The following is a 24,700-nucleotide window of genomic DNA, read 5'->3' on the forward strand; positions in this document are numbered from 1 at the left end:
GTTGTCGTTTGGGGGAAGCAATGTCGGATACACTGGTGAGGGTTCGTCCGGTTCTGAACGGAACCGATCGCAAGGCATTCATCGCCCTTCCCTACCGGCTCTATGCCGGGGATCCGCACTGGGTACCGCCGCTCAAGACCGAGGTCGCGGCAACGATCGACCCGAAGAAGAATGGCTGGTTCAGCCATGCCGATGGCCAACTCTTCATCGCCGAACGTAGCGGGCAGGTCGTCGGCCGTATTTCCGCGCATATCGACACGCTCGCGCTGACCATGCCGGCGGACAAGGGGTTCGGCCCCGGCGTCGGTTTTTGGGGCATGATCGAGGCGGAGGACGAGGCGACCGCCAAGGCGCTGATCGCGCAAGCCGAACAGTGGCTGCGCGACAAGGGCATGACCCGCGCGATCGGCCCGGTCGCATTGTCGATCTGGGAAGAACCGGGGCTGTTGATCCAGGGCCATGACCATAGCCCCACCGTGCTGATGGGCCATCACCTGCCGCAATATCGTGGCTGGATCGAGGATGCGGGCTATGCCCCCGTTAAGCAGCTCGTGACTTATGAGCTGGACATCACCAAGGATTTCCCGCCGATCGTGCAGCGTATCGTCGCGGCGGGCGAGGAGAACGATCGCATCCGCATCCGCCGGGTCAACAAAGCGAAGTTCGCCGACGAAGCCGCGATCATCCTGCGCATCCTCAACGACGCATGGTCGGACAATTGGGGTTTCGTCCCGCTGACCCAGCCCGAGGTCGACGATGTCGGCAAGAAGCTGAAGCCGCTGGTGTTCGAGGACCTGATCCGCATCGCCGAGCTGGACGGCGAGCCGGTCGCGTTCATGATTACGCTACCGGACATGAACGAGCCGCTCAAACCCATGGGCGGGTCGCTGCTGCCGTTCAACTGGCTGAAACTGCTGCTGTGGCTGCGTGCGCCCAAGGCACGAACGATGCGCGTGCCGTTGATGGGCGTCGTCAAGAAGCTGCAGGCATCGCGCATGGCGAGCCAGCTGGCCTTCATGATGATCGAATATATCCGCCGCGATGCGGTGGCCAAATTCGGTGCCTCGCGCGGCGAGATCGGTTGGGTGCTTGACGACAATCAGGGCATGAACGCGATCGCCACCACCATCGATAGCAAGATCAACCGCGTCTATCAGATGTACGAACGGAGTCTTTGACGCGGACGGCCGCCGGGTGCCCCGCCCCGGCGGCGATCGTCGCCGTCACTTCCCGCTCAGCACGAGGACCGGGTCGAAGCCGCGGGCGCGCCATTCGTCGCGGGTCCGGCAAATCTTTCCCTTCAACTGCGACCCTTCGCGGCGATCGATGATGCGGTAGCGCTTGACGCGTGGCGTGGTGGCGACCGGCGTGGCCGGTTGCGCAGGCGCTTCGGCGGCGGGCGCGGCGGTGGCGATCAAAGCGGCCAGCAAGGTTGCGATCATGGATAGTCCCTCCCGTTTCCGATATCAGCGGCCAGCCAGCGCAGCGTCGAGATCGACCCCCATCGCTTCCCAATCGCCACGGGTCTTGCAGACGCGCGGCATGATGCGCGAACCGGTGCGTTCGGTGCGGAAGCAGTAGCGCGCGTTCGGTGCGGCCTTGTACGCGACGGCGGCGGGGCCGGCGGCGAGCGTGACGGTCAGCGGCAGCGCCGATACGGCGGCAGTTGCGGCGACCGGGCTGGGCGTGGCGACCGGTGCCGCTTCCGGTTCGGCGGCGAAGGCCGAGGTGGTGGCAACGAGGCCAAGAACGATCGAAGTGGCGAAGCGAATGGCGGTCATGATGCTGTCTCCCTGTGCGCGTCCGGTGTGTTGCCGGACATGCCAGTAGCTTTGCAGCGACCGTGCCAGTTTTATATTCCGTTGTTTCTCAATAACTTACCAAATGACTACAGTTGTAGTCGTGGTATCCGCCACCAATCCGCGGGAAATGCCGCCATCGGTTGGGATAGTATCCGACGTATCGATCGGCATTGATCAAAAACGGTGCGAGATGCCGCTATAGACGCGCAATTTCGGCGTATCGGCATCCAGACCGGCGACACCGCCCGCATCGATCTGCAGGTCCGGCGACAGCTGCCACGCAAGGGCCAGCGCGACGCGATGCTGGGTCGCTTCGTCGTCGTGCGACCATTGCCCCTCCGCGGTCACCTGGCACCGATCGGACAGGGTGATGCCGAGACCGACGGTCGCGGTCGTCGCCACCATATGCCCTGCCGCTTCCTCGCGCGGCATCCACGCCAGTTCGGGGGAGAATTGCAGGTCCGGCGCCTTGCTCAGATCGTAGCTGATCGGCGCGACGATCCCCGCCCCCCAGCCGCCGCCGCCGATCGGCGAGCGGCCGACCGGCACCGTGACCGATGGCTGCACGCCATAGGACAACCCCTTTCCATCGGGATTACGCAGCGCGATCCGGCCACCGATCTCGATATCGCCGGTCCGCGCCGTCCGCCGGCCATCGCCTCGGTCGCGTTCGATGCCGAGCGGCGTCCAGTTCACCTGCGCCTCGATCCGGTCGGTCAGACCCAGCCGGAACAGCGTGTCGCCGAACAGGACGGTATCGCGATCGTCATCGCGTTCCCAGTCGGAGAGCGCCGTTTCGATGGCGGCCCTACCGGGATCGAGCACGCAGGCCGACTGGCCAAGGCTCGGCCGCGTCGGACAATAGTCGCGCGCCGCCGCCGCAGTCGTCGACAGCGCCGCCGCCGCGCCCAGCGCCGCCAGCCGCGCGATCAACGCAGGCGGACCCAGGTCGGCGCGTGATCGCTCGCCTTTTCCCGACCGCGATACGCCTTGTCGACGCCGGCATCGACCAGCCGGTCGGCGGCGATCGGGCTGAGCAACAGGTGATCGATCCGGAAACCGGCATCGCGCTGCCACGATCCGGCCTGATAGTCCCAGAAGGTCCACACGCCACCTTTTGGAAAGCGGGTACGTAGCGAGTCGGTCCAGCCCTGCGCCAGCAATGCGCGATAACCGGCCCGCGATTCGGGCTGCATCAGCGCATCGCTCTGCATCGCCCGAACCGAGAAGACATCGTCGTCGTTGGGAATGACATTATAGTCGCCCGCCAGCACCACCGCGCGCTCCTCGGTCAGCAGCGCCGCCGCCCGGTCGCGCAGGCGATCGATCCAGCGCAGCTTGTAATCGAATTTCGGCCCCGGCTGCGGATTGCCGTTGGGCAGATAGATGGAGGCGACGATCAGACCGTCGACCTCGGCCTCCAGATAGCGGCTATGCTCGTCCTCCGGCTCGCCCGACAAGCCACGCTGCCGCTCGACGGGATCGGACCCGCGCGCCAGCACGGCAACGCCGTTGAACCCCTTCTGCCCGTGCCACAGCGCACCGTAGCCGGCGGCGCGGATATCAGCTTCGGGAAACGTATCGTCGCTCGACTTCAATTCCTGAAGACAGACGATGTCCGGCTGTTCTTCGGCCAGATATTCGAGCAACCGGGGCAAGCGCGCCTTGATGCCGTTGACGTTGTAGGTGACGATCCGCACGTCAGATCGCGAAGCTGGTGCCGCAGCCGCAGCCCGACGCCGCCTGGGGATTGGTCACGCGGAACGCCGCGCCACCCAGCGATTCGACGAAATCGACCTCGCTGCCGCGGACCAGATCGATGCTGACCGGATCGACGACCAATGTAACGCCATCGGTCTGTGCAACGCTGTCGTCGCTCTCGACCGTTTCCGCCAGTCCGAAGCGATATTGGAAACCCGAACAACCACCCCCCTCGACCGAAAGGCGCAGGATGGCGGGCTTGGCCTGTTTCGCCGCGATCGCCGCGACGCGTTGCGCGGCGGAGGGCGACAGGGAAATGTCGGTGGTGGTGGTCGTCATCGCGTTCAGATAAGCGCGCGGGGACCGATCGGCAACGGGCAGTCCGCGATGCGTCGGTCGGCCGCAAATCAGTCGGCGACGGGACCGCCCATCGCCACCCGCTGCCGCTGCGCACGATCCGCCGCCATCGCCAGTTCGCCCGCCTGCAGATAGGGGGCCGGATTGACCGCCGAGCCGTCGATGCGGACTTCGTAATGGAGGTGGCTGCCCGTCGAACGGCCGGTCGAACCCATCAGCCCGATCAGCTGACCACGCTTCACGCGCTGGCTGTCATGGACGATGATCTTCGACAAATGGCCATAGCGGGTGGCGATGCCCTTGCCATGGTTCACTTCGATCAGATTGCCATAGCCGCCGGCGCGTTCGGCGCGGGCGACGATGCCATCGGCGGTGGCATAGACCGGGGTGCCGAGCGGGCCGGGGATATCGACCCCGGCGTGCATCGCGGCGGTACCACGGAACGGGTCGGAGCGGACGCCGAAATTGCTGGTGAACGACAGGCGTTCGACCGGCTGATAGGACGGGATCGAGATCGCCGCCTGTTCAAGCGTATCGAGCTTCTTCCAGCTGAGGAAGAGGGCGCGGAACTGGGCATCGGCCTGCGCATCGGCGGTGGCGGAGGCGGCGGTCGCCGCGGCGGCGGTGGCGGCATCGACCGGTTCGTACGGGCCACCCATCGCCGGCACCACGCGGCGCGGGTTCAGCCCCAGCTTGCGGATGGTGCGCGCGGTATCGGCATAGCGGGCATCGGCGATCGCCTTTGCCTGCGACGCCATTTCGGCCTGTTGCCGGGCGACGCGTTCGAACGGGCGGGTGACGAAATTGGCACCGGTGGCGGGTGCCTGATCGAGCGCGGCCAGCGCCAGCGCATCGGCATCCTCGTCGCCGGTCAGCACCGCCGCAAGCGCCGCCTGCCGCTTGTCGAGGCGGGCGGCATGGGCGCGGGCATCGGCATGAAGGCGGGCAACGTCGGCGCGCATCGCATCGACCTGCTGCTGCATCGCCGCGACCTTTTCGTCCGACGTCGCGACCGCACCGGTCGCCGCCTGGCTCATGCCGAACGCCGAGAAGGCGATGGTGACGGCGGCAAGACCGGCGGCCGCGGCCTGATTGCGGCCGGTGATTGTGTGGCGGCGAAGCTGACCGCCGTCATGGAACAGAAAATGCCGCGTACGGAAGATGGAACGGAACCCGGCGAACGGAGCGACGTTGTTTTTCAATACGGAATTAATCGACATTCTGTCCCGCTATCCGAGCGTTATGCACGCGTCGGAAGCGCCGACACGAACGATGAACCCCAATGTCCCGACGGTTTTGCCCCACCGCGCGTCGACGGATCGAGGACTTGCCGGATAGCGGCCCCGTTGCGCAAGCGTCCGGCGGGACCCGCGCGGTAAAGCGTCGTACCGGCGCGGTCAGTCGTTTAACCATGTGGTCGGAACGGCTCTGACACCCCCACCAACCGGCTGCACCGCTGCGTGCAATCGATTCGCCGGGATCAGGACCGAACCGCGGCGAGGACGTCGGCGGCATGGCCGGCGACCTTCACCTTGCGCCATTCGCGGACCAGCCGGCCCGCGGCATCGAACAGGAAGGTCGCGCGCTCGATACCTATATAGGTCCGGCCGTACATCTGCTTTTCGCCCCAGACGCCGAACGCCTCGCACACGCTGCCATCGGCATCGCTCGCCAGCGTCACGGTCAGCGCATGTTTCGCGGCGAAGCGCGCCAGCTTCGCCGGCGTGTCGCGCGAGATACCGACGACGCTTGCCCCCGCCTGTGCGAAATCATCGGCAAGTGCCGAAAAATCCTGGGCTTCGCGCGTACAGCCGGTCGTATCGGCCTTGGGATAGAAATACAGGACCAGCGGCTTTCCCGACCGATCGTGCAACGACAGCGGCGTGCCGTCGGCCAGCACCAGTTCGCCCGCCGGCAGCATGTCACCGATCGCCAACGCCATTCGCTATCTCCTGCCACGTATCGCCGACCACCTGCCGCGCGGCGTCGAGCCTGGCAAGTACGGCCGGCCAGTCGGGGCAGCCCAGCGCGGCGGCGAGGATCGGTCGCGTCGCCTCGGGCGGTACCTGCGCATCGGGCGCGACCAGCCGCATCGCGACGATCAGCCGGGTCAGGAAATCATGCGCGTTGTGCAGTCCAGCCGGCAACCGGCCTGCCCGCGCCAGCGCATCGATCGCCTCTCCCAACCTCGGCGACAGCCCCTCCCCGCTTTGCAGCTGCGTGACGTGAACGGCGAACTCCAGATCGACCAGACCGCCCGGCGCCAGCTTCGCATCAAGGGGACCGGCGGGCGGCTTGTGGCGGGCCATATCGCCACGCATCGCCACCGCCTCCGCCGCGACGTCGCGGTCCGGCCGGTCGCCCGCCAGCACCCGCGCGATGATGTCCGCCGCCGCCGCGCGCCCGGCCGGCGATCCGACGATCGGTCGCGCGCGGGCGAGCGCCATATGCTCCCACGTCCACGCATCCTCGCGCTGATAGCGTTCGAACCCGGCGAGCGAGACGACCAGCGGCCCCTGCGCCCCCGATGGCCGCAGCCGCGTATCGACGTCGTAGAGCGGCCCCGATGCGGTCTGGACCGACAACGCCGCCGTCAACCGCTGCGCCAGCCGGTTGTAATACAGTACCGCGCCCAACGGCTTGGCACCGTCCGATTCGGCCGAAAAATCACCGGTGAAGCAATAGACGAGGTCGAGGTCGGAGGCGTGGGTCAGCGCCCCGCCACCCAGCCGGCCGAGCGCCAGGACGATCAGCTCGCTGTCCGGCACCCGGCCATGGCGCTCCGCGAATTCCGCGACGGTGGCTGCGGCGAGCACTTCGACCGCAGCTTCCGCCACCCGGGCGTACCCGTCCGCCACGGCGAGCGGATCGCCGGTCCCGGCAACCACCTGCACGCCCAGCATGAACCGCTTCTCGTTTACCACGTCACGGACATGGTCGAGCAGCCGTTCATACCCCTCCGCCTGCCGCGCCGCCATTTCGGTCGCCAGTTCCGGCACCGATCCGACCGGTTCGAGCGCGCGCGCATCGATCAACCCGTCGAGCAGCGTCGCCCGCCGCGCCAGTGCCTCGGCCAGTGTCGGCGCATGGCACAGGATCGTGCTGAGCAGCCGGGCCAGTGCCGGCTGTGCCTCCAGCAGGCGGAACAGGTTGATCGCGCTGGGCAGGCGCGCGAGCATCGCGTCGAGCCGCAGCAGCGCCGCTTGCGGGTCCGACGCGGTCGCAAGGCCAGCGATCAGCCCGGGCAGGCTATCCTCCAGTGCCGCGCGCGCCGCCGGACTGCGCAGCGCCGGATAGGCGCCCCCGCGCCAATCGGCGATCCGCCGCGCGGCCTGTTCGCCCGATGCGAAGCCCAGCGTTTCGAGGCGGCCGGCCAGCGTCTGCGGATCGACCGGAAGACCCGGCACGGACGCACCGTCGAGCTGGTCATAGACCGCGCCCACCGCCGCAACGTGCGGTGCCAGCAGGTCGAGCAACCCCCGCCCATCCTCGGCGCCGTGCAGCCGCGCGACGCGGTCGAGCGCCTCGCGCTGGTCGGGCAGGCTGTGGGTCTGGCGATCGTCGACCATCTGCAACCGGTGTTCGATCGTGCGGAACAGGGTGTAGCCATCGGCCATCACCCGCGCTTCGTCGGCCGTGATCCGGCCACCCGCCGCCAGCGCCGCCAGCGCATCGAGCGTGGCGGGCGCCCTGAGCGTCGGGTCGCGCCCGCCATGGACCAGCTGATGGACCTGCGCGAAGAACTCCGCTTCGCGAATGCCGCCGTGTCCGCGCTTCAGGTCGTATCCGGGGCCGAATGCCTGACCCTGCGCATAATGGTCGCGGATACGGCGGGTGATTTCGCGGATTTCGCCGATCGCGCCGTAATCGAGAGCGCGCCTCCATACGAACGGCCGGATTGCGTCGAGGAACCGGTTGCCGAGCGCGACATCGCCCGCCACCGCCCGCGCTCGAATGAACGCCGCCCGCTCCCATGGCAGCGCCGCCGATTCGTAATAGGAAACGGCGGCATCGATCGGCAGCGCGATCGGCGTCGCCTCCGGTGAGGGACGCAGCCGCAGGTCGACGCGCAGCACATAGCCGTCGCCGTCGCGGGCCTGCAGCAGTTCGACCACACGCTTGCCGATCCGCACCGCCGCCTCAACCGGCTCGTCGCGTGTCCGCCGGGGCAGCGTCGCCGGGTCGTAGATCAGGATCGGGTCGATATCGGACGAATAATTCAGCTCATGGCTGCCCTGTTTGCCCAGCGCGATCGCCGCGAAGCCGACCGGCTCGGCACCCGGCGTCCGTTCCTCGATCGCCGCGGCGATCGCGCGGTGCAACGCGCTGTCGGCAAAATCGCTCAGCGTCCGCGTCACTCGTCGCAGGTCATAGGCGCCCGACAAATCGCCCAGCGCCACCAGCAGGGCGATCCGTCGCCGCTCGATCCGCAGGCGTTGCGCCAACGGCAGCGCCGGATCGGCAGCGACCGCCGCCAGAGCATCGATCGCGAAGCCTGGCAACGCCTCGACGAACGCCGCTTCGCGGTCCAGCAAAACCGATAGGAAGGGCGACCCCGAACGGATGCGATCAAGCAGTTCGAATGGCAGTTGCATCGCTGGATCGAACTCCGGGGCAGAAAACTTACCCTGTCCTACCGCCCGATCGATGGAAACGAAACGCGGATGCGCACGTTGGAAAATACATGGCAACGCAACCGACCCTTGGCACTTCCTCGTCCGACCGCGGACAAGTCGTGCGCGGTCCGTCGCCGACGGACGGAATAGGAAAAGCGCTGCGCAAGGTGTTCAACGGCGACAGCCGAATGCCGCCAATGTGGGTCGAGCAACTTCGACGACTGGACGAAACTGGCTATTAGCCGGCCAGCGCGGATTTCGGCTCAGTGAAAAACCCGCCGATCCGTCTCCCAGTATGAACGCATACGCAGCCTGCGACCGCAACCGCGTCAGCGATCGCGGCTCAAATCGTCGACTTCGCCCATGATTGTGTCGAGTACCGTCTGGCCGCCATTATCAGGCTGTTCCGCGCGTGACGGCAGCTTGCCCTCGGACATCAACGCTTCGAGCGCGACCCGGCCGCGGGCCACGCGGCTCTTGATCGTGCCAACTGCGACATTGCAGATTTCCGCCGCCTCTTCATAGGCGAACCCGCCCGCGCCGACGAGGATCAATGCCTCGCGCTGCGGTTGCGGAAGATGCAGCAGGGCGCGCTGCATATCGGCCAGTTCGACATGGCGGTCCTGGCTCGCCGGTGCGGCGAGAATGCGGTCGGCGACCAAATCGTCCCACTCGCCCTTGAACCGGGCACGGCGCATCTGTGAAAGATACAGGTTGCGCAAGATGATGAACGTCCAGGCGCGCATATTGGTGCCCGCCTGAAAACGCTGGCGGGCCGCCCACGCCTTCAGCAGCGTTTCCTGCACGAGATCGTCCGCCAGATCGCGGCTGCCCGACAGCGAACGGCCGAACGCGCGCAGGTGCGGGATGACCTGGGCCAGTTGCTTCTTGAATTCGGGATCGGAGAGCGCGACGTGCTCCTGCACCTCGCCTGCCGCGTCCTCGTTGATGTCGGATTCAGTCATTCTTATCCGTTCGATACGCAGTCGGCCCGGTGTGGGGCTGACCCGAACATAGGGGTGCCGATCGTCGATTTCCAGCGCTGCCGGGACGAACCGAGCCGCAGCGCCGGAACGCGTATCAGGACAACAATATATAGGCCATGACCGCGATCACCGCGATCAGGGACACCGCAAGGATATAACGGGTGACCCCGGGGGTAGCGCCGGCGCGTGCTTCGGTGGCGCTGACATGGATGCTGTCTTGATCGTCTGCCATCGCCTATCAACCCCCGAAGATCGTTTTGGGTCCGTACCGTTACGCCGCGACTTCCGGTACCGTCGCCTCGTCAAAGAACAGCGCTTGGCTGATCGCGGCCTTCACCGTCGACCGCTGGAACGGCTTGGTGATGAGGAAGGTCGGCTCGGGCCGCTCGCCGGTCAGCAGACGCTCCGGGAAGGCGGTGATGAAGATCACCGGGACGTTGAATTCGGACAGAATGTCCTTGACCGCATCGATGCCCGAGCTGTCGTCGGCAAGCTGGATGTCGGCCAGCACCAGTCCCGGCCGATCCTGCATGGCGAGCGCGACCGCTTCGTCGCGGGTGACCGCGACGCCGGTCACCTCATGCCCCAGATCGCGGACGATCTGCTCGAGGTCCATCGCGATCAGCGGCTCGTCTTCGATGATCATGACGCGCGACCGGGTCTGCTGCTCGATCTCGCGCAATGCTTCGGCGACTAGTTCCTCGACCTCCTCGGGCGTCGCATCGATCAGATAGGCCGCATCCTCGGTCGTGAAGCCTTCCATCGCGGTCAGCAGCAGCGCCTGCCGCGACAGCGGCGCGATACGGGCGAGGCGCGCCTGTGCGATCGCTTCATTTTCGGTACCCGATGCGCTGGCGGCGCCGAACGCTTCGGGCTGCGACGACGCCCAGATCGCCTGGAAGGTGCGATAGAGGCCGAGACGGGGATCGACGTCGCGCGGAAATTCTTCCGGAGCGGCCACGATCGCTTCCAGCGTCGCGCGGACATATTGATCGCCCTCGCTCTGGCTGCCGGTGAGTGCTCGGCCATAGCGCCGGAGGAAGGGGAGGTGCGGCGCAAGCTGCTGTCCGAGCGACATGGTCAGGTAAATCTCCTTCGTCGCGACCCGGCGAGGAATGCCGGTTCGCACACTGCGTTCTACAACGATACGGCACGGGAAAGACGCCTCCCCCGAGTTCGCGTCGATGCATGGAACCAACGAGCACGTCTTTTGTTTCCTGTGCGCCCGACATGCTGATGCAAGCCAGTCTTGATGCCGGTCGGCGGTTAGGTATTCGTGCCGGCGTTTGTCCGGGCGTCGGGGGAAGGCATAGCTTCGTGAAGGATGGTGAGAAGTCGGTTCAGCAGTCGAACGCGAAACCCGCGGGAACGACGCAGCCGGACAAGAAAGACACGTCCAGCCTGGGTAACGCGTTGCGCGCCGTGTATCAGGATGCAGCCAGTGAATCGGTTCCCGACGAGATGCTCGACCTGTTGAACAAGCTCAAATAGCCTCGACGGTGTGACCGATACTGTAACAGCCAAGCGGAGGTCGCCCAGTCCGGCCGCCGCGTTGCGGCGAGTGCCGACTGGCGCCAAACTGATGCTGATCCTCAGCGCCGCGCTGCTGCCGCTGGCGCTGATCGCGCTGTTCGCCACGCTCCAGACGTCCCGTATCGCCGATATCGATCTACGGGCGCGGCTGCGGGTTGCCGCGATCGAGGCGTCGCGCGGGATCGCGATCGAACTGGGTGGCGACATGACGGCACTTCGTGTCGCGATGACCGCCTTGTCGTCCGATCCGGCGAATTCGCCAAGTTGCGCACGGGTCGAGGGAGTGTTCGCGCAGCAATCGACCGCAGGCGCCCGCTTCGCCATCTACTCCGCCGACGGGCGGCTGGTCTGCGGGACCGCCATATCGGTACGGATGGTCGGCGCAGCCGATGCCGGTGGCGTGCGGGCGCAACTCGTTCCCGATGCCGGGGTCGTCCTCGACATTCACGGCCCCAACGCCGCCCGGGCGGTGGCGTTCTTCCCTGCGGCGTTGCTGCGCGACCGGTCACAGCCAAGCGCCTTCCCGACTTCGTTCGAAAGCGGCATCCTGCATGCCGACGATGGCGAATTGAGCCTGTCGATGCTGCCGCCGGAATCGGGGATCGAACGGCTGGAACGCGTGAGCATCCCGCTGAGCATCGACGACCTTGCCTTCACCATGGCGGTACGCCGTGCGCCAATCACCTCTTCGACGATCGTTGCAATGCTGCTCCCGCTGGTCATGTGGTTCGCGGCGACCGGCATCGGCTGGTTCGTCGTCGACCGGTTGCTGATCCGTCCGCTTCGGCGACTGCGCGACGATATCGAGCGCTATCGGCCCGGCCATCCGATGGCCGACGTCAATCTCGGCGCGATCCCCGCACAGGAAATCGCCGATCTGGGCGAGACGTTCCAGGAACTGACTCATACTGTCGAGCGCCACGAACAGTCGATGGCCGACGGACTGGTGCGGCAGACGAAGCTGACGCGCGAGGTACACCACCGCGTCAAGAACAACCTTCAAGTGATTGCCAGCCTTATCAATTTTCATGCTCGCAGCGCGCACGGCGCGGCAGCCGCCGATGCCTATGCGACGATCCAGCGACGGGTCGATGCGCTCGCGGTGGTTCACCGGCATCATTATGCCGAGATGGAGGAGAATCGCGGCCTCGAACTGAAATCGGTGATCGGCGAGCTCGCGTCGAACATTCGTGCGACATCCGCCAGCGAAACCGCCAAACTCGGCATCACGTTGAACGTCGAACCGGTGCTGGTGACGCAGGACGTCGCGGTCGCCGTGTCGTTCCTGTTGACCGAGTTGATCGAGCTGGCGGCGTCGGTCAACCCGCAGGCGCAGATCGGCGTCTCGTTGCGGCCCGTACCCGATACCGAAACGGCGGTGCTGCGTACCAGCTCGCCCGCATTGGTTGAAAGCGAGCAACTCGATGCATTGGTCGCCAGCCGCTATGGCCGGATCATCCTCGGCCTGTCGCGCCAGTTGCGCGCGCCGCTGCACCATGATCCGCTGATCGGTGCCTACGAAATCACGATCGCGGCGAAACCGGCCTAACGCAGACCGAGCAGCTTGTGCGTCTGGAGCGACAGCCGCCAGCGGGGACGCGCCATCGCGAACGCCACCGCTTCGTCGCGGTTGAACGCTTCCTGCCCGACCGCGTCCATCGGCTGGACGAGGTGATGGGCGAAATCCCATTGCTCGATCGCGTCGAGGTCGATGCCCGCCTGGGGCCAGACTAGTTTCAGTTCGTCGCCGTGCCGCTGCACGACCTCGCTGCCGGCCTTGGGGCTGATGCAGACCCAGTCGATGCCGGGATGCGCCGCGATCGTGCCGTTGCTTTCGATCGCGATCTCGAACCCTTCACGGTGCAGCGCGTCGATCAGCGCGTCGTCGATCTGCAACATCGGTTCGCCCCCGGTCAGCACCACGAAGCGCCGCGTCGGTTCCGGTCCCCAATGGCCGGCGACCGCCGCCGCCAGCAGCGCCGCGTCGGCGAACTTGCCGCCGCCCACGCCGTCCGTCCCGACAAAGTCGGTGTCGCAGAAGCGGCAGATCGCCGTCGCACGATCGACCTCGCGGCCCGTCCACAAATTGCACCCGGCGAAGCGAACGAAGACCGCCCGTCGCCCGGCATGAACCCCTTCCCCTTGCAGGGTCAGGAACATTTCCTTGACCGAATAGGTCATCGGCCGGTGTCGGGCGTTTCCGCATAGCGGGTCGGATCGGGCAGCCCGGCCTCGACAAAGCCGCGCGCACGCAGGCGGCAGCTGTCGCAGCGTCCGCAATGCAGGTCGCCGACCGGATCGTAGCAGGTCCAGCTCATCCCTGCGTCCAGTCCCAGCCGGTCCGCTTCCCGCGCGATATCGGCCTTGGTCATATGTTGCAGCGGGGCATGGATGCGGAAGCGCGCACCATCGCTGCCGGCACGGGTGGCCAGTTCGGCCAGCGCTTCGAACCCGGCGATGAAGTCCGGACGGCAATCGGGATAACCCGAATAGTCGAGCGCATTGACCCCGATCCATAGATCGCGAGCGCCCGCCGCCTCCGCCCAACCAAGCGCCAGGCTGAGGAAGATGGTGTTACGCGCCGGGACGTAGGTGACCGGGATATCGTTGCCGACGCCGTCCTTTGGCACGTCGATCGACATGTCGGTCAGCGCCGATCCGCCGAATGCCGACAGATCGAGCGGCAATATGACATGCCGCTCGGCACCCAGCAGCGCCGCGATCCGCTTCGCCGCTTCCAGTTCGACCTGATGCCGCTGGTTGTAATCGATCGACAGCGCCAGCAGCCGGTGGCCCGCCTCGCGTGCCAGCGCCGCCGACACCATCGAGTCGAGCCCGCCCGACACCAGCACCACGCTGAGGGGAGAATTCGTCATGCTGCGCTCGCTAAGACTTTCGGCGCGCCGGGGCAACCGCCCGAAAAAGAGCGGGCCGCAGTGACGCGGCCCGGAGGGTGCCATGCTTTAGGGGAAACATGCGTGCCCAACCGGACACGCACATCGTATAACCCGTCCGCCCTAAACATAGGCTTAACGCTGTCCTCGGGCGCAATTGCCGATCCGCCGTGCTTCATAGGCATCGGCGAAGGGCATGCCGTCGGCAATGCCCTCACTCTCGATGCGCAGCGATCGCGGGGTGTCGACATGGATGGTCGTGCGGACATGGCCGATACCGGGGCAGGTATAATGGACGGTCGACAGACGCGGCGTATCGTCGATGACGAACCGACTGCACTGGGCGGCGCGCAACCGCAGGCGCAGAAACGCCGCGGTATCGGCGAAGCAACTGGCCCGCGCCGCCTCGGGCGAGCCGCTAGCACGCAGCGACCAATTGCCCGGCGCGACCGCGCGCATCGCGGTCAAAGTCGGCGCGGCGGCGGGCTGTGCCGTCGCCGCTCCCGATGCCAGCACCAGCGCTGCCGCGACCCAGCGTAACGACCTAATCCCCATGACGTCCCCCCTCCCCCGTACGCGTCAGGATGCGATGTCGGCGACCGCGAGCGGAAATTTCGTGGCGCAAAAGGCGCAGTCGACGGTAATGATGCCATTCTCGTCGGCCATCGCCGCGCGTTCCTCGACCGGGAAGCGCGAGATCACGCCGGCGATATAGTCGCGGTCGCACCGGCACCCGCGCGACATATCGGTGCTGGCGAGGATGCGGACCTCGCGCTCCTCGTTGAACAGGCGCCAGACCAGCGTTTCGAGCGGAAGCATCGGATCGGTCAGTTCGTCCGCCCCCATCGTCGACCCAAGCGCCTCGACATGGTGCCATTCGGGATGGTCGAGCCGGACATGCAACCGTTCGCGTCCTTCCTCGCCCTCGGGCAGATGCTGGAGAAAGATGCCGCCGGCGATCCGCTGGCCATTGTCGTCGACGCCGATGCCGAGGCGGACCAGCGAAGGTATCTGTTCGGATTGCAGAAAATAGCTTTCTGCCGCCGCCGCAATCGAGTCGCCGTCGAGTGGGACGATGCCCTGATAGCGCTCGCCCGACGTCACCTGATCGAAGGTGATCGCAAGATACCCCTGTCCAAACATCGCGAACAGCGAGGGGTCCTCGCCGAGTTCGGCCAGCCGCTCGGCATCGAAATCGACATAGCCGCGCAGTTCGCCATTCTTGTAATCGGCGACCATCAGGCGGATGATCCCGCCTTGGGTCTGCGCCTGCAGCGTCAACTGCCCTTCGGCTTCCTTGAGCGTCGACCCAAGCAGCGCGGTCAGCGCGAGCGTTTCGGCCAGCAGCTTTTCGATCGGTGCGGGATAGGCGTGGGCAGCGAGGATCGACTGCGCCACCGGCCCCAGCCGTACGACGCGACCGCGGGCATGGTGATCGGGCAGCGTGAACCCGATCGCACGATCGAGGTCAGGCAGGCGGACGGGTTCGGACAAGATCGGGCTCCCTGCGGCCCGGCATGCGGGCAAACTGTGATCGATCGCTCACATGGGAGCCGATACCTGATTCCGCAAGCGCTTTGCGTCATGTTGCGCGTGCGAAATGCCCGGCAATGGACAGGTCGCCCCGTCCAAGGGGTTTCAGATCAACCGACCAGGCCGAAGCACCAGCGCAGGATCGCCTTTTGCGCGTGCAGGCGGTTCTCCGCCTCCGGCCAGATCAGCGATTGCGGTCCGTCGATGACGTCGGGCGTAACTTCCTCTCCGCGATGCGCGGGCAGGCAGTGGAGGAACACGGCGTCGGGCTTTGCATGCGCCATCAGCGCCGCATCGACCTGATAGGGTGCCATCGCCGCCAGCTTCTGTTCGGCATGGGCCTGCCCCATCGAGATCCAGGTGTCGGTGACGACGACGTCGGCATCGCGAACCGCCGCAATCGGATCGCGGGTGATCGTCGCCCGCGCGCCCGCTGCCGACAGCACCTCGGGCGACGGATCATAGCCTTCGGGACAGGCGGCGACGACGTCGAAGCCTATCAGTGCACCGGCCTCGACGATCGAGTGCAGGACGTTGTTGCCGTCGCCCAGCCACGCCCATTTCGTACCCGGCAACGCCTTGCCCGCTTCGATGACGGTCAGCAGGTCGGCGACGATCTGGCAGGGATGCGAATGATCGGTCAGGCCGTTGATGACCGGGACCGAGGCATAGCGGACCATTTCGTCCAGCTTGGCCGGATCGTCGGTGCGGACCATGATCGCGTCGCAATAGCCCGAGAGCACGCGCGCGGTATCGGCCACCGTCTCACCACGGCCGAGCTGGGTGGTGCCGGCATCGAGCACCAGCGCGGAACCGCCGAGCTGGCGCATCGCCATGTCGAACGAGACCCGGGTGCGGGTCGACGATTTCTCGAACACGCAGGCGAGCGTGTGTCCGGCTAGCGAAGCGTCCGCATCGGCGCGGCCCTTCGGCCACCCCTTGCGCGCGGCCTTCGCATCGAGCGCGTCGTTGAGGATGGCGGCGATGCCGTCGGCACCGGCCGAGGCGAGATCGAGGAAATGGCGCATAATGGGTAAATCCTCCCCGGCACGGGGAGGGGGACCGTCCGCAGGACGGTGGAGGGGGTTCTCCACCAACGCTGCGCTTCGGAGCGGTCCCCCTCCACCATGCTTCGCATGGTCCCCCTCCCCGTACGGGGAGGAATTTCAATCAATCGTCGGCGACGGGCACATAGACCCGGGCGGCGGCGGACAGCTTCTCTACCGCTTCGGCGATATGGCTTTCGTCGATCACCAGCGGCGGCAGGACGCGGACGACATTGTCGCCGGCGGCCACCGTCAGCAGATTATGATGATCGCGTAGATGCGCGACGAAGCGGCGGCTGTCCGATTTCAGCTTGATGCCGAGCATCAGCCCCATGCCGCGGATCTCCTGGAACAGGTGATCGTGATTCGGGATCATCTGTTCAAGACTGGCGCGCAGTCGGTCGCCCATGGTCTTGACATGGTCGAAGAAGCCCGGCTCGAGCATCACGTCGAGCACCGCCTGCCCCGCCGCCATCGCCAGCGGGTTGCCGCCATAGGTCGAACCATGGGTGCCGAACACCATGCCCTTGGCCGCTTCCTCGGTTGCGAGGCAGGCGCCGAACGGGAAGCCGCCGCCAATGCCCTTCGCCGCCGAGACGATGTCGGGCTTCACGCCGTACTGCTCGTGCGCGAACAGCGTGCCGGTCCGGCCATAGCCGCACTGGACCTCGTCGAGCACCAGCAACAGCCCGCGCTCGTCGCAGGCCTTGCGCAGACCGGTCAGGAATTCGGGCGTCGCGGTGCGCAGGCCGCCCTCACCCTGCACCGGTTCGACGAGGAAGCCCGCCGTATTGTCGTCGATCAGCGCCAGCGCGCCTTCGAGATCGTTGAATTCGGCATATTTGAAACCGGGCAGCAGCGGTTCGAACCCGTCGCGCATCTTGGCCTGATTGGTGGCCGAGATCGTGCCGAGCGTCCGGCCATGGAACGCCTGGTTGAAGGTGATCAGCGTATGCCGTTCGGGATTGCCGTTGGCGAAATGGAAGCGGCGCGCGGTCTTGATCGCGCATTCGACCGCTTCGGCACCAGAATTGGTGAAGAATACCGTGTCGGCAAAGCTGTTGTCGACGATCCGCTGCGCCAGCGCCTCGCCCTGCGGGCTGCCGTACAGGTTGCTGACATGGATCAGCGTCGCGGCCTGTTCCTGGATCGCCTTGGTCAGGTGCGGATGGCCGTGGCCCAGCGCATTGACGGCGATACCGGCGGCGAAGTCGAGATATTCGGTGCCGTCCTCGCCGTACAGGTAGCAGCCTTCGCCTCGGACCGGACGCACGCCGCACCGTGGATAGACGGGCATGAGCGCGGGGGTCGTCATCGAACTGCTCCTTTGAGAAATAACGGCGTTGAAAACGCAAAAGGGCGGCCAACCGGGCCGCCCGGAGCGGCGCTGTACCGCTCCTTAGAGGCTTACGTCAATTCTTGAGCTTCCATCCCGAGCGCAGCAGGGCGTAACAGCCGATAGCCATTGCAATATCGACCAGTAAAATCACCGCACCGCCCAGCAGCACCGGCGAATCGGCCCGTTCGAGAAAGCCGTAACGAAAGCCCGAGATGATGTAGAAGAACGGATTGAGATGGCTGATTGAGCGGAAGGTCGGTGCCAGCGCCTCGACCGAATAGAAGGTGCCCGACAGCAGCGTCAGCGGCCCGATCACGAAATTGGTGATTGCCGCGGCATGATCGAACTTTTCCGCCCAGATCGAGGTCATGACCCCGGCGAGCGCCAGAAAAGCCGATCCGAACAGCCCGAACCACAGCACCGCGCCCGGATGCCGCGGCAGTACATGGACGCCGGGATAGAGCAGCATTGCTCCCCACAATACGATCCCGACGAGGAAGGCGCGCGTCACCGCCCCGCCGACCAGCGCGGCCAGCAACTCTCCGGTGGACAGCGGCGGCATCAGGTAATCGACGACCGTCCCCTGGATCTTGCCGACCAGCAGCGCGAAGCTGGAATTGGCGAAGGCGTTGTTGAGCATGGCCATGGCGATCAGCCCCGGCGCCACGAAATCCGGAAACGGCACCCCCAATACGGTCCGCCCCGCTCCGCCCATCGCCACCGAAAAGATGACGAGAAACAGCAGCGTCGTGACCGCCGGCGCCCAGATCGTCTGAAGCTGCACCTTGAAGAAGCGGCGCACCTCCTTGATATAGAGCGTGCGCAAGCCGCCCCAGTTGACGTTCCGGATGACGGGCACGCCGGGTTCGGCAAGGACGATTTTTGCGCGCAACGGGGATTGTTCCTGCATGGCTGTGTCGCCTAATCGCTGGCGAAGGCGGCGGCAAGGATCAAGGTCGGCCGGGCGCCACAGGAATGTGAAGGACAAGGACGGGCATGAGCTGGACCGAAGAACGCATCGCGACACTGGCCAAGATGTGGGAATCGGGGATGACCGCCAGCCAGATCGCCGAGGAGCTTGGCGGGATCAGCCGCAATGCGGTGATCGGCAAGGCGCATCGTCTGGGCCTGCAGTCGCGCCCGTCGCCGGTGCGCTCCAACGACGCGACCAAGGCGGCTGCTCCGGCGGCGGCCCCTGCACCCAAGCCGGCGCCCGCCGAACCCGCGCCGGTCGTAGCGGCGCCCCCTCCCCCGCCGAAACCCGAACCCAAGCCCGAGCCGGTCGTCGCTGCGCCGCCGCCCAAGCCCGCGCCGCCCCAGCCGGTCGATGACGACCCCTTCACCCCGTTACCCGCCAGCGCCGATGCCGGCGACGACGGGGAAGAGGACGAGGAGGACGCGGTTGCGCCCCCCGCCCCCCGTAACGACGCGCCGGTGATGCGTTCAGTCGGCCCCGGCGGCTTCCTGCGTCAGAATCCGGGCGAGCAGACCGCGCCGCTGACGCCCGCGCCGCCGCGTCGCCTTGTCCCCGCGCGCCCGAGCGATGCCATTGCCGGCAAGACGACGCTGCTCGACCTGAATGACCGCATCTGCAAATGGCCGATCGGTCACCCGGGCGAGCCGGACTTCCATTTCTGTGGCGACAAGGTCAATCCGGGATTCCCCTATTGCGTCGACCATTGCGGTCACGCTTATCAGGCGCAGCTTCCCCGTCGCGATCGTCGCCCGCCGCCGCCGCTGCCTTATGGCGGGCCCCGGGTTCGTTGATGCCGAGCGCGCAAGTCCGGGCTTAAGCCCGGACGCGCACCGGTGCTCGTCCGGCCGGCGCGGCCCAAAGCCGCGGCCGACGGCATGGGCTTTGCCCATGCCTGCACGGCAGTTTCATGCCTCCTTCTGCTCTCATCACCTCGGACTTGTTCCCGGCTTCACCGCGTCGCTGACGGTGAGGCAATAGGAGCCAGGCGCCATCGCCCATAGAAGCGTGGAACCCGGAAGCGGTCCGGGTGACCGGGGTGCGGCAACCGTCGCCACCAAACACCCCTACCCCCGCTTTGCGGATGGCCCCGTTTCGTTCTATACGCCCGCCATGGCCGATAATCTGTTCGAAGCGAACGTCCCCACCCCGCCCGCCTATGACGCATCGTCGATTGAGGTGTTGGAGGGGTTGGAACCGGTTCGTCGCCGGCCGGGCATGTATATTGGCGGTACCGACGAACGCGCGTTGCACCACCTCGCCGCCGAAGTGCTCGACAATGCGATGGACGAGGCGGTCGCGGGGCACGCGACCCGGATCGAGGTGCAGCTGGACATCGGCAACCGGCTGACGATCATCGACAATGGCCGCGGCATCCCGGTCGATCCGCACCCCAAATTCCCCGACAAGTCCGCGCTCGAAGTCATTCTGTCGACGCTGCACTCGGGCGGCAAATTCGCGGGTAAAGCCTATGCGACATCGGGCGGCCTGCACGGTGTCGGCATTTCGGTCGTAAACGCGCTGTCGGTCGATACCGTGGTCGAGGTTGCGCGCGACCGGCAGCTTTATCGCCAGCGTTTCTCGCGGGGGCAGACGCTCGGCCCCCTCGAACATGTCGGTGCCGCCCCCAATCGCCGGGGTACGCTGGTCGCGTTCACGCCCGACGCCGAAATCTTTGCCGACCTCCAGTTCAAGCCGGCGCGGCTGCACAAGCTGGTGCGCTCCAAGGCGTATCTGTTCGCAGGGGTCGAGATCCGCTGGAAATGCGCGCCCGAACTGGTCGCCGGCACCGACGTACCGGCCGAGGCGGTGTTCCAGTTTCCCGGCGGCCTTGCCGACCATCTGCGCGAACAGATTGGCGGCCGCGAATGTGCGACCGCCGATTTCTTCACCGGGCGACAGGATTTCCCGGGCGAAGCCGGCCGCGTCGAATGGGCCGTCGCGTGGCCGTTATGGAGCGACGGCAGCTACAGCTATTATTGCAACACCATCCCAACCCCCGATGGCGGCACCCATGAACAGGGACTGCGGCAGGCGCTGGTCCGGGGCCTGCGCGGGTTCGCCGATCTGGTCGGCAACAAGCGCGCCAAGGACATGACCGCCGACGACGTTACCGTCGGCTGCGAACTGATGCTGTCGGTATTCATCCGCGACCCGCAATTCCAGAGCCAGACGAAGGATCGCCTGACCAGCGTCGAAGCCGCCAGCCTCGTCGAAAAGGCGGTACGCGACCATTTCGACCATTTCCTCAGCCACAATATGGACCGGGGCAAGGCCCTGCTTGGTCTCGTCCTCGACCGGATGGACGAACGCCTGCGCCGCAAGGCCGAGCGCGAGGTCAAGCGCAAGACCGCGACTTCCTCGCGTAAGCTGCGCCTGCCCGGCAAGCTGACCGATTGCGCGTCCGACGATCCCGCCGGCACCGAACTCTTCATCGTCGAGGGCGATTCGGCGGGCGGTTCGGCCAAGCAGGCGCGCGACCGCAAGACCCAGGCGATCCTGCCGATCCGCGGCAAGATCCTGAACGTGGCCTCGGCGACCAGCGCCAAGATCCTTGCCAATCAGGAGATTGCCGACCTGATCCTCGCCATGGGCTGCGGGACGCGCAAGGATTGCCAGCCCGACGCGCTACGCTACGAACGCATCGTCATCATGACCGATGCCGATGTCGACGGCGCGCATATCGCCACGCTGCTGATGACCTTCTTCTTTCAGGAAATGCCGGAGGTCGTCCGTCGCGGGCACCTTTATCTGGCACAACCGCCGCTCTACCGCCTGACCGTCGGCGCGAAGTCGCTCTATGCGCGCGACGACGCGCATCGCGCCGAGCTGGAACGCACCGCGTTCAAGGGCAAGAAGGTCGAGGTCGGCCGGTTCAAGGGGCTGGGCGAAATGAACCCCGGTCAGCTGCGCGAAACGACGATGGATCCGAAGACACGCAGCATGATCCGCATCACCCTGCCGCAGGAATATGAGGAACGCGCAGCGGTAAAGGATCTGGTCGACCGGTTGATGGGCACCAACCCGGCGCACCGCTTCGCCTTCATTCAAGAGAATGCCGCGCGGCTCGACGACGAGGTGATCGACGCCTGATGATCGATTGACCCCCATCGGTCGCCCCCGCATGATCGGGCGAAACAATATCGGGGGAAAATATGGGGTTCGCCATCGGCATGATCGCTTTGGCACTGCAAGCGACAGCGACGCCCGCCACCCCGCCCCCCGCCGCTCCGGCCACGACGACGGCCGCGCCATCGCCGCAACTGAAGCAACGAACCGACGACGTGGTGGCGCTGCTCGGCGGCAATGGCGATTTCGACGTGGTCTTCGCGCCGTCTTTCCGCGCTGCCCTGCCCAAAGCGAAGCTGGATGCGCTGACCGCACAGATCACCGCTTCGCTGGGCAAGCCGACCGGTGTCGACAAGATCGAACCGGTCGGGCCGCTCATGGCCCGGTTCAGGATCGGCTTCGAACGCGGGCTGCTGAACGCCGAAATCGCGCTCGATCCCGCCGCCCCGAACCAGATCGTCGGCCTGTTGTTCAAAGGCGCCGAGCCACGGGGCCCGCAGGCGGCGACTGTTGAAGCGGTGATCGACCAATTGGCTGCGATGCCGGGGAAAAGCGGATTCGCGCTGTCGCGACTGGGGAGCGGTGCACCGGTATCGATCGCGGCGCATGCCCCGACCACGCCGCTGGCGATCGGTTCGGCGTTCAAGCTGGTGATCCTCGCCGAACTGGTGCGATCGATCGAAGCCGGCGAGCGCAAGTGGAGCGACGTCGTTACGCTCGACGGGTCGGCGCTGCCCGGCGGCGGCTATGCGCAACAGCCCAAGGGGACGCGCATCCCCTTGCGCGAACTGGCCGAGCGGATGATCTCGGTCAGCGACAATAGCGCGACGGACATCCTCCTGTTCCATCTTGGCCGGCAGAAGGTCGAGGCGATGCTGCCGGTGGTCGGCATGACTGATGGCGGCGCGCGTAACGTACCGTTTCTCGGCGCGCTCGAGGTGTTCAAACTGAAAGGCGTCGATGGCGGCGCGCTTGGCAGCAGATATCTGGCGATGCCGGCTGCGCAGCGTCGGGCGTTTCTCGACGGGCCGGTCCGCGACACGCCGATCGCTGCAATCCCGGCAGGGCTGTTCCAGGACGGCAAGCCGCTGCGTATCGAGCACCTCGAATGGTTCGCCAGCCCGAACGATCTGGTGCGGACCATGGACTGGCTGCGGAGGCACTTTGACGGCCCGGCCGGCGCGGACCTCCGCGCGGTCCTGTCCAAGAACCCCGGCCTGCCCGAACCGGCGGCGAACTGGCGCTATGTCGGCTACAAGGGCGGTTCGGAGCCGGGCGTCCTCACCATGACCTTCCTGCTACAGGGCAAGGACGGCAACTGGTACGCGCTTTCGGGCGGCGTCAACGATCCGGCCAAGGACGTCGATACGCTGCGCTTCACGGGTTTGCTGGGTCGCGCGCTGGAACTTGCCGCGCCGCGTTAGGGGTGGGAGCCGGACGACCCGCTGCGAAATCGTTGCGGCTGCTTCCTTCCGGACCTGACCGGGTTGGCGACGGCATCGTCCGCCCGACTCCCGAGCGCCATATGGGCGAAGCGCCGCCCCGACGCAAGGGCGTCAGTTCGCCTTGCGCGGCAGGCGCGAATAGGGGACGAAATCGTTCAACGCCAACGACCCGCTCGCCATCTGCGAGGCGCGGTCGACCAGATTGACGATATCGATACGGCACAACTGCGTGCCGATCGTGCGGGTAACGAGAATGTCGTCCCGATCGAGGATCGGCGCGCCTTCGGGCCGGTTGACCATCAACGTGCCATTGTTCATCCGATAGACGATGCCAAGATCGGGAACGATCTCGCTCGACCGGATATCGCGCAAATTGATGCAGTTGACCGGTTTGCCCACGGTCCGCCCATCGACGATCCGCGCCAGTGCCGCCTCTCCGGCAGCGGCGCGATCCTGTGCGACCGCAGGGGTAGCGAGCAGGGCGGAAGCAAGCATCAGGATCGGCAGGCGCATGGCGAAAGTCCCGGGAAAGAGCGATGCGCACGTCCTTAAGCGATTACAACTGAACGGGCGCTGATGGCCGATCAACGCAGACGACCGCCCGTCCGCTCCATCACCCTTTACAGCGCGGCCGCCGCCTTGATGATCGGCACGAATTTCTCGGCGGTCAGGCTGGCACCGCCGACCAGCGCGCCGTCGACGTCGTCGATCGACAGAATGGCCGCCGCGTTGGCGCCGGTCACCGAACCGCCATAGAGGATGCGGATGCCATCGGCCGCGTCGCCGACCATCTGGCGCAGCTTGGCACGGGCGATCGCGTGGACCTGGGCGATCTCATCGGCCGAAGGGGTGCGGCCGGTGCCGATCGCCCAACGCGGTTCATAGGCAAGGGTGAACCAGTCGCCGCTCGCCCCTTCGGGCACCGACTTCTCGATCTGCGCCTGCACTACGCGCTCGGCACGGCCGGCGTCGCGCTCGGCCTCGGTCTCGCCGCAGCACAGGATCACGTCCAGTCCCTGCCGCCGCGCCGCCGCCGCCTTGGCCCAGGCATCGTGGCTGGTTTCGTTCTGATCGGCGCGGCGTTCGCTATGGCCGACGATCACGACGCTGGCCCCCGCCTCGCGCAGCATCTCCGCCGACAGGCAACCGGTATGCGCACCACGATCATTGGCATGCACGTCCTGCCCGCCGATCCGCACCGACTTCGCGACTTCGGCGGCGTGATGGACCAGCGTCGCCGGCAGGCACAGCATGACATCGACATCGGGCGCGGCGGCGGCAGCGGCATCGATCGCCTCGATCTCGGCCAGTTGCCCACGCAGCCCGTGCATCTTCCAGTTCCCCGCGACCAGTTTGCGACGACTCATCGTTCCGGCTCCCAGCCTGTTTTACATGTTCTACAGCCG

Annotated in this window: 26 protein-coding genes and 1 other RNA gene; 6 read left to right on the forward strand and 21 right to left on the reverse strand. The window is 66.3% G+C overall.

The window, feature by feature from the left end; translation table 11 throughout:
- Positions 1–20 precede the first annotated feature (20 nt).
- Complete coding sequence (locus MF607_RS04970) at positions 21–1,178, forward strand: N-acetyltransferase (RefSeq protein WP_242116473.1); 1,158 nt, start codon at positions 21–23, stop codon at positions 1,176–1,178.
- Between the two features lie 45 nt (positions 1,179–1,223).
- On the opposite strand, the gene MF607_RS04975 is transcribed toward MF607_RS04970, so the two are convergent.
- The 11 genes from MF607_RS04975 to MF607_RS05025 all read right to left on the reverse strand — a co-directional run bounded on the left by MF607_RS04975 (position 1,224) and on the right by MF607_RS05025 (position 10,540).
- Positions 1,224–1,442, reverse strand: coding sequence for a hypothetical protein (locus tag MF607_RS04975; RefSeq protein WP_242116474.1), 219 nt, complete (start codon positions 1,440–1,442; stop codon positions 1,224–1,226).
- Between the two features lie 24 nt (positions 1,443–1,466).
- Positions 1,467–1,781, reverse strand: coding sequence for a hypothetical protein (locus MF607_RS04980; protein WP_242116475.1), 315 nt, complete (start codon positions 1,779–1,781; stop codon positions 1,467–1,469).
- Positions 1,782–1,976: 195 nt separating this feature from the next.
- Entirely contained in the window at positions 1,977–2,735 is a 759-nt protein-coding gene (locus tag MF607_RS04985) for a transporter (RefSeq protein ID WP_242116476.1), read from the reverse strand.
- Positions 2,732–3,502 carry an exodeoxyribonuclease III gene (xth, locus tag MF607_RS04990; RefSeq protein ID WP_242116477.1) on the reverse strand — a complete coding sequence of 257 codons (771 nt, stop codon included), beginning with the start codon at positions 3,500–3,502 and terminating at the stop codon, positions 2,732–2,734. Before xth ends, MF607_RS04985 begins: the two co-directional genes overlap by 4 nt.
- A 1-nt stretch (position 3,503) precedes the next feature.
- Positions 3,504–3,842, reverse strand: coding sequence for an iron-sulfur cluster insertion protein ErpA (gene erpA, locus MF607_RS04995; RefSeq protein ID WP_242116478.1), 339 nt, complete (start codon positions 3,840–3,842; stop codon positions 3,504–3,506).
- Between the two features lie 68 nt (positions 3,843–3,910).
- Positions 3,911–5,062, reverse strand: coding sequence for a M23 family metallopeptidase (locus MF607_RS05000; RefSeq protein WP_347340860.1), 1,152 nt, complete (start codon positions 5,060–5,062; stop codon positions 3,911–3,913).
- A 278-nt stretch (positions 5,063–5,340) separates the two neighbouring features.
- Positions 5,341–5,802, reverse strand: coding sequence for a peroxiredoxin (locus MF607_RS05005; protein WP_242116480.1), 462 nt, complete (start codon positions 5,800–5,802; stop codon positions 5,341–5,343).
- Positions 5,783–8,455: a bifunctional [glutamine synthetase] adenylyltransferase/[glutamine synthetase]-adenylyl-L-tyrosine phosphorylase gene (locus MF607_RS05010; protein WP_242116481.1), complete on the reverse strand. Its 2,673-nt coding sequence runs from the start codon at positions 8,453–8,455 to the stop codon at positions 5,783–5,785. Before MF607_RS05010 ends, MF607_RS05005 begins: the two co-directional genes overlap by 20 nt.
- A 350-nt stretch (positions 8,456–8,805) precedes the next feature.
- Positions 8,806–9,441 (reverse strand): sigma-70 family RNA polymerase sigma factor, encoded by a 636-nt coding sequence (locus tag MF607_RS05015; RefSeq protein ID WP_242116482.1) that lies wholly within the window; start codon positions 9,439–9,441, stop codon positions 8,806–8,808.
- Positions 9,442–9,556: 115 nt separating this feature from the next.
- Positions 9,557–9,694, reverse strand: coding sequence for a hypothetical protein (locus MF607_RS05020; protein ID WP_242116483.1), 138 nt, complete (start codon positions 9,692–9,694; stop codon positions 9,557–9,559).
- 39 nt (positions 9,695–9,733) lie between these two features.
- Complete coding sequence (locus MF607_RS05025; protein ID WP_242116484.1) at positions 9,734–10,540, reverse strand: response regulator; 807 nt, start codon at positions 10,538–10,540, stop codon at positions 9,734–9,736.
- Between the two features lie 152 nt (positions 10,541–10,692).
- On the opposite strand from MF607_RS05025, the gene MF607_RS05030 reads away from it, so the two are divergent.
- Together MF607_RS05030 and MF607_RS05035 are read left to right on the forward strand one after the other, a co-directional pair.
- Complete coding sequence (locus MF607_RS05030) at positions 10,693–10,953, forward strand: NepR family anti-sigma factor (protein WP_242116485.1); 261 nt, start codon at positions 10,693–10,695, stop codon at positions 10,951–10,953.
- 91 nt (positions 10,954–11,044) lie between these two features.
- Positions 11,045–12,544 (forward strand): sensor histidine kinase, encoded by a 1,500-nt coding sequence (locus MF607_RS05035; RefSeq protein WP_242116486.1) that lies wholly within the window; start codon positions 11,045–11,047, stop codon positions 12,542–12,544.
- Here the strand turns inward: MF607_RS05035 and queE are convergent.
- The 7 genes from queE to MF607_RS05070 form a co-directional block, all read right to left on the reverse strand.
- Entirely contained in the window at positions 12,541–13,176 is a 636-nt protein-coding gene (queE, locus tag MF607_RS05040) for a 7-carboxy-7-deazaguanine synthase (RefSeq protein WP_242116487.1), read from the reverse strand. The two genes, MF607_RS05035 and queE, sit on opposite strands and share 4 nt — an antisense overlap.
- The gene (gene queC, locus MF607_RS05045) at positions 13,173–13,955 is read right to left on the reverse strand and encodes a 7-cyano-7-deazaguanine synthase QueC (protein ID WP_431311897.1); all 783 of its coding nucleotides are present in this window, start codon (positions 13,953–13,955) and stop codon (positions 13,173–13,175) included. Before queC ends, queE begins: the two co-directional genes overlap by 4 nt.
- 69 nt (positions 13,956–14,024) lie before the next feature.
- Entirely contained in the window at positions 14,025–14,444 is a 420-nt protein-coding gene (locus MF607_RS05050) for a hypothetical protein (protein ID WP_242116489.1), read from the reverse strand.
- 24 nt (positions 14,445–14,468) lie between these two features.
- Entirely contained in the window at positions 14,469–15,383 is a 915-nt protein-coding gene (gene hslO, locus MF607_RS05055) for an Hsp33 family molecular chaperone HslO (protein ID WP_242116490.1), read from the reverse strand.
- Between the two features lie 149 nt (positions 15,384–15,532).
- A complete protein-coding gene (gene argF / locus MF607_RS05060) occupies positions 15,533–16,450 on the reverse strand; it encodes an ornithine carbamoyltransferase (protein ID WP_242116491.1) in 918 nt (305 codons plus the stop codon).
- Positions 16,451–16,592: 142 nt separating this feature from the next.
- Positions 16,593–17,783 (reverse strand): aspartate aminotransferase family protein, encoded by a 1,191-nt coding sequence (locus MF607_RS05065; protein ID WP_242116492.1) that lies wholly within the window; start codon positions 17,781–17,783, stop codon positions 16,593–16,595.
- Positions 17,784–17,880: 97 nt separating this feature from the next.
- Positions 17,881–18,717 (reverse strand): ABC transporter permease, encoded by an 837-nt coding sequence (locus MF607_RS05070; protein WP_242116493.1) that lies wholly within the window; start codon positions 18,715–18,717, stop codon positions 17,881–17,883.
- An 86-nt stretch (positions 18,718–18,803) separates the two neighbouring features.
- Between MF607_RS05070 and MF607_RS05075 the strand changes: the two genes are divergently transcribed.
- The 3 genes from MF607_RS05075 to MF607_RS05085 all read left to right on the forward strand — a co-directional run bounded on the left by MF607_RS05075 (position 18,804) and on the right by MF607_RS05085 (position 23,273).
- The gene (locus tag MF607_RS05075) at positions 18,804–19,574 is read left to right on the forward strand and encodes a GcrA family cell cycle regulator (RefSeq protein WP_242116494.1); all 771 of its coding nucleotides are present in this window, start codon (positions 18,804–18,806) and stop codon (positions 19,572–19,574) included.
- A gap of 319 nt (positions 19,575–19,893) precedes the next feature.
- Complete coding sequence (parE, locus tag MF607_RS05080) at positions 19,894–21,873, forward strand: DNA topoisomerase IV subunit B (protein ID WP_242116495.1); 1,980 nt, start codon at positions 19,894–19,896, stop codon at positions 21,871–21,873.
- Between the two features lie 62 nt (positions 21,874–21,935).
- On the forward strand, positions 21,936–23,273 hold the full coding sequence (locus MF607_RS05085) for a serine hydrolase (RefSeq protein ID WP_242116496.1): 1,338 nt from the start codon (positions 21,936–21,938) through the stop codon (positions 23,271–23,273).
- Here the strand turns inward: MF607_RS05085 and ffs are convergent.
- The 3 genes from ffs to tpiA all read right to left on the reverse strand — a co-directional run bounded on the left by ffs (position 23,273) and on the right by tpiA (position 24,661).
- Positions 23,273–23,367, reverse strand: an RNA gene (gene ffs, locus MF607_RS05090) — signal recognition particle sRNA small type. The two genes, MF607_RS05085 and ffs, sit on opposite strands and share 1 nt — an antisense overlap.
- Positions 23,368–23,405: 38 nt before the next feature.
- A complete protein-coding gene (locus tag MF607_RS05095; RefSeq protein ID WP_242116497.1) occupies positions 23,406–23,807 on the reverse strand; it encodes a hypothetical protein in 402 nt (133 codons plus the stop codon).
- A gap of 107 nt (positions 23,808–23,914) precedes the next feature.
- On the reverse strand, positions 23,915–24,661 hold the full coding sequence (tpiA, locus tag MF607_RS05100) for a triose-phosphate isomerase (RefSeq protein ID WP_242116498.1): 747 nt from the start codon (positions 24,659–24,661) through the stop codon (positions 23,915–23,917).
- Between the last annotated feature and the right edge of the window lie 39 nt (positions 24,662–24,700).

This window comes from Sphingomonas lacusdianchii, from assembly GCF_022664395.1.
Taxonomy (GTDB): Bacteria; Pseudomonadota; Alphaproteobacteria; order Sphingomonadales; family Sphingomonadaceae; genus Sphingomonas; species Sphingomonas lacusdianchii.

Coding starts and splice junctions, on each gene's coding strand:
- MF607_RS04970 (WP_242116473.1), top strand. CDS start 21: ATGTCGGATACACTGGTGAGGGTTCGTCCGGTTCTGAACGGAACCGAT.
- MF607_RS05065 (WP_242116492.1), bottom strand. CDS start 17,783: ATGACGACCCCCGCGCTCATGCCCGTCTATCCACGGTGCGGCGTGCGT.
- MF607_RS05030 (WP_242116485.1), top strand. CDS start 10,693: ATGCTGATGCAAGCCAGTCTTGATGCCGGTCGGCGGTTAGGTATTCGT.
- MF607_RS05015 (WP_242116482.1), bottom strand. CDS start 9,441: ATGACTGAATCCGACATCAACGAGGACGCGGCAGGCGAGGTGCAGGAG.
- erpA (WP_242116478.1), bottom strand. CDS start 3,842: ATGACGACCACCACCACCGACATTTCCCTGTCGCCCTCCGCCGCGCAA.
- MF607_RS04980 (WP_242116475.1), bottom strand. CDS start 1,781: ATGACCGCCATTCGCTTCGCCACTTCGATCGTTCTTGGCCTCGTTGCC.
- MF607_RS05095 (WP_242116497.1), bottom strand. CDS start 23,807: ATGCGCCTGCCGATCCTGATGCTTGCTTCCGCCCTGCTCGCTACCCCT.
- MF607_RS05085 (WP_242116496.1), top strand. CDS start 21,936: ATGGGGTTCGCCATCGGCATGATCGCTTTGGCACTGCAAGCGACAGCG.
- queC (WP_431311897.1), bottom strand. CDS start 13,955: ATGGCACCCTCCGGGCCGCGTCACTGCGGCCCGCTCTTTTTCGGGCGG.
- MF607_RS05020 (WP_242116483.1), bottom strand. CDS start 9,694: ATGGCAGACGATCAAGACAGCATCCATGTCAGCGCCACCGAAGCACGC.
- queE (WP_242116487.1), bottom strand. CDS start 13,176: ATGACCTATTCGGTCAAGGAAATGTTCCTGACCCTGCAAGGGGAAGGG.
- MF607_RS05070 (WP_242116493.1), bottom strand. CDS start 18,717: ATGCAGGAACAATCCCCGTTGCGCGCAAAAATCGTCCTTGCCGAACCC.
- tpiA (WP_242116498.1), bottom strand. CDS start 24,661: ATGAGTCGTCGCAAACTGGTCGCGGGGAACTGGAAGATGCACGGGCTG.
- MF607_RS05075 (WP_242116494.1), top strand. CDS start 18,804: ATGAGCTGGACCGAAGAACGCATCGCGACACTGGCCAAGATGTGGGAA.
- MF607_RS05005 (WP_242116480.1), bottom strand. CDS start 5,802: ATGGCGTTGGCGATCGGTGACATGCTGCCGGCGGGCGAACTGGTGCTG.
- parE (WP_242116495.1), top strand. CDS start 19,894: ATGGCCGATAATCTGTTCGAAGCGAACGTCCCCACCCCGCCCGCCTAT.
- MF607_RS05010 (WP_242116481.1), bottom strand. CDS start 8,455: ATGCAACTGCCATTCGAACTGCTTGATCGCATCCGTTCGGGGTCGCCC.
- MF607_RS05025 (WP_242116484.1), bottom strand. CDS start 10,540: ATGTCGCTCGGACAGCAGCTTGCGCCGCACCTCCCCTTCCTCCGGCGC.
- argF (WP_242116491.1), bottom strand. CDS start 16,450: ATGCGCCATTTCCTCGATCTCGCCTCGGCCGGTGCCGACGGCATCGCC.
- MF607_RS05050 (WP_242116489.1), bottom strand. CDS start 14,444: ATGGGGATTAGGTCGTTACGCTGGGTCGCGGCAGCGCTGGTGCTGGCA.
- MF607_RS05035 (WP_242116486.1), top strand. CDS start 11,045: ATGCTGATCCTCAGCGCCGCGCTGCTGCCGCTGGCGCTGATCGCGCTG.
- MF607_RS04975 (WP_242116474.1), bottom strand. CDS start 1,442: ATGATCGCAACCTTGCTGGCCGCTTTGATCGCCACCGCCGCGCCCGCC.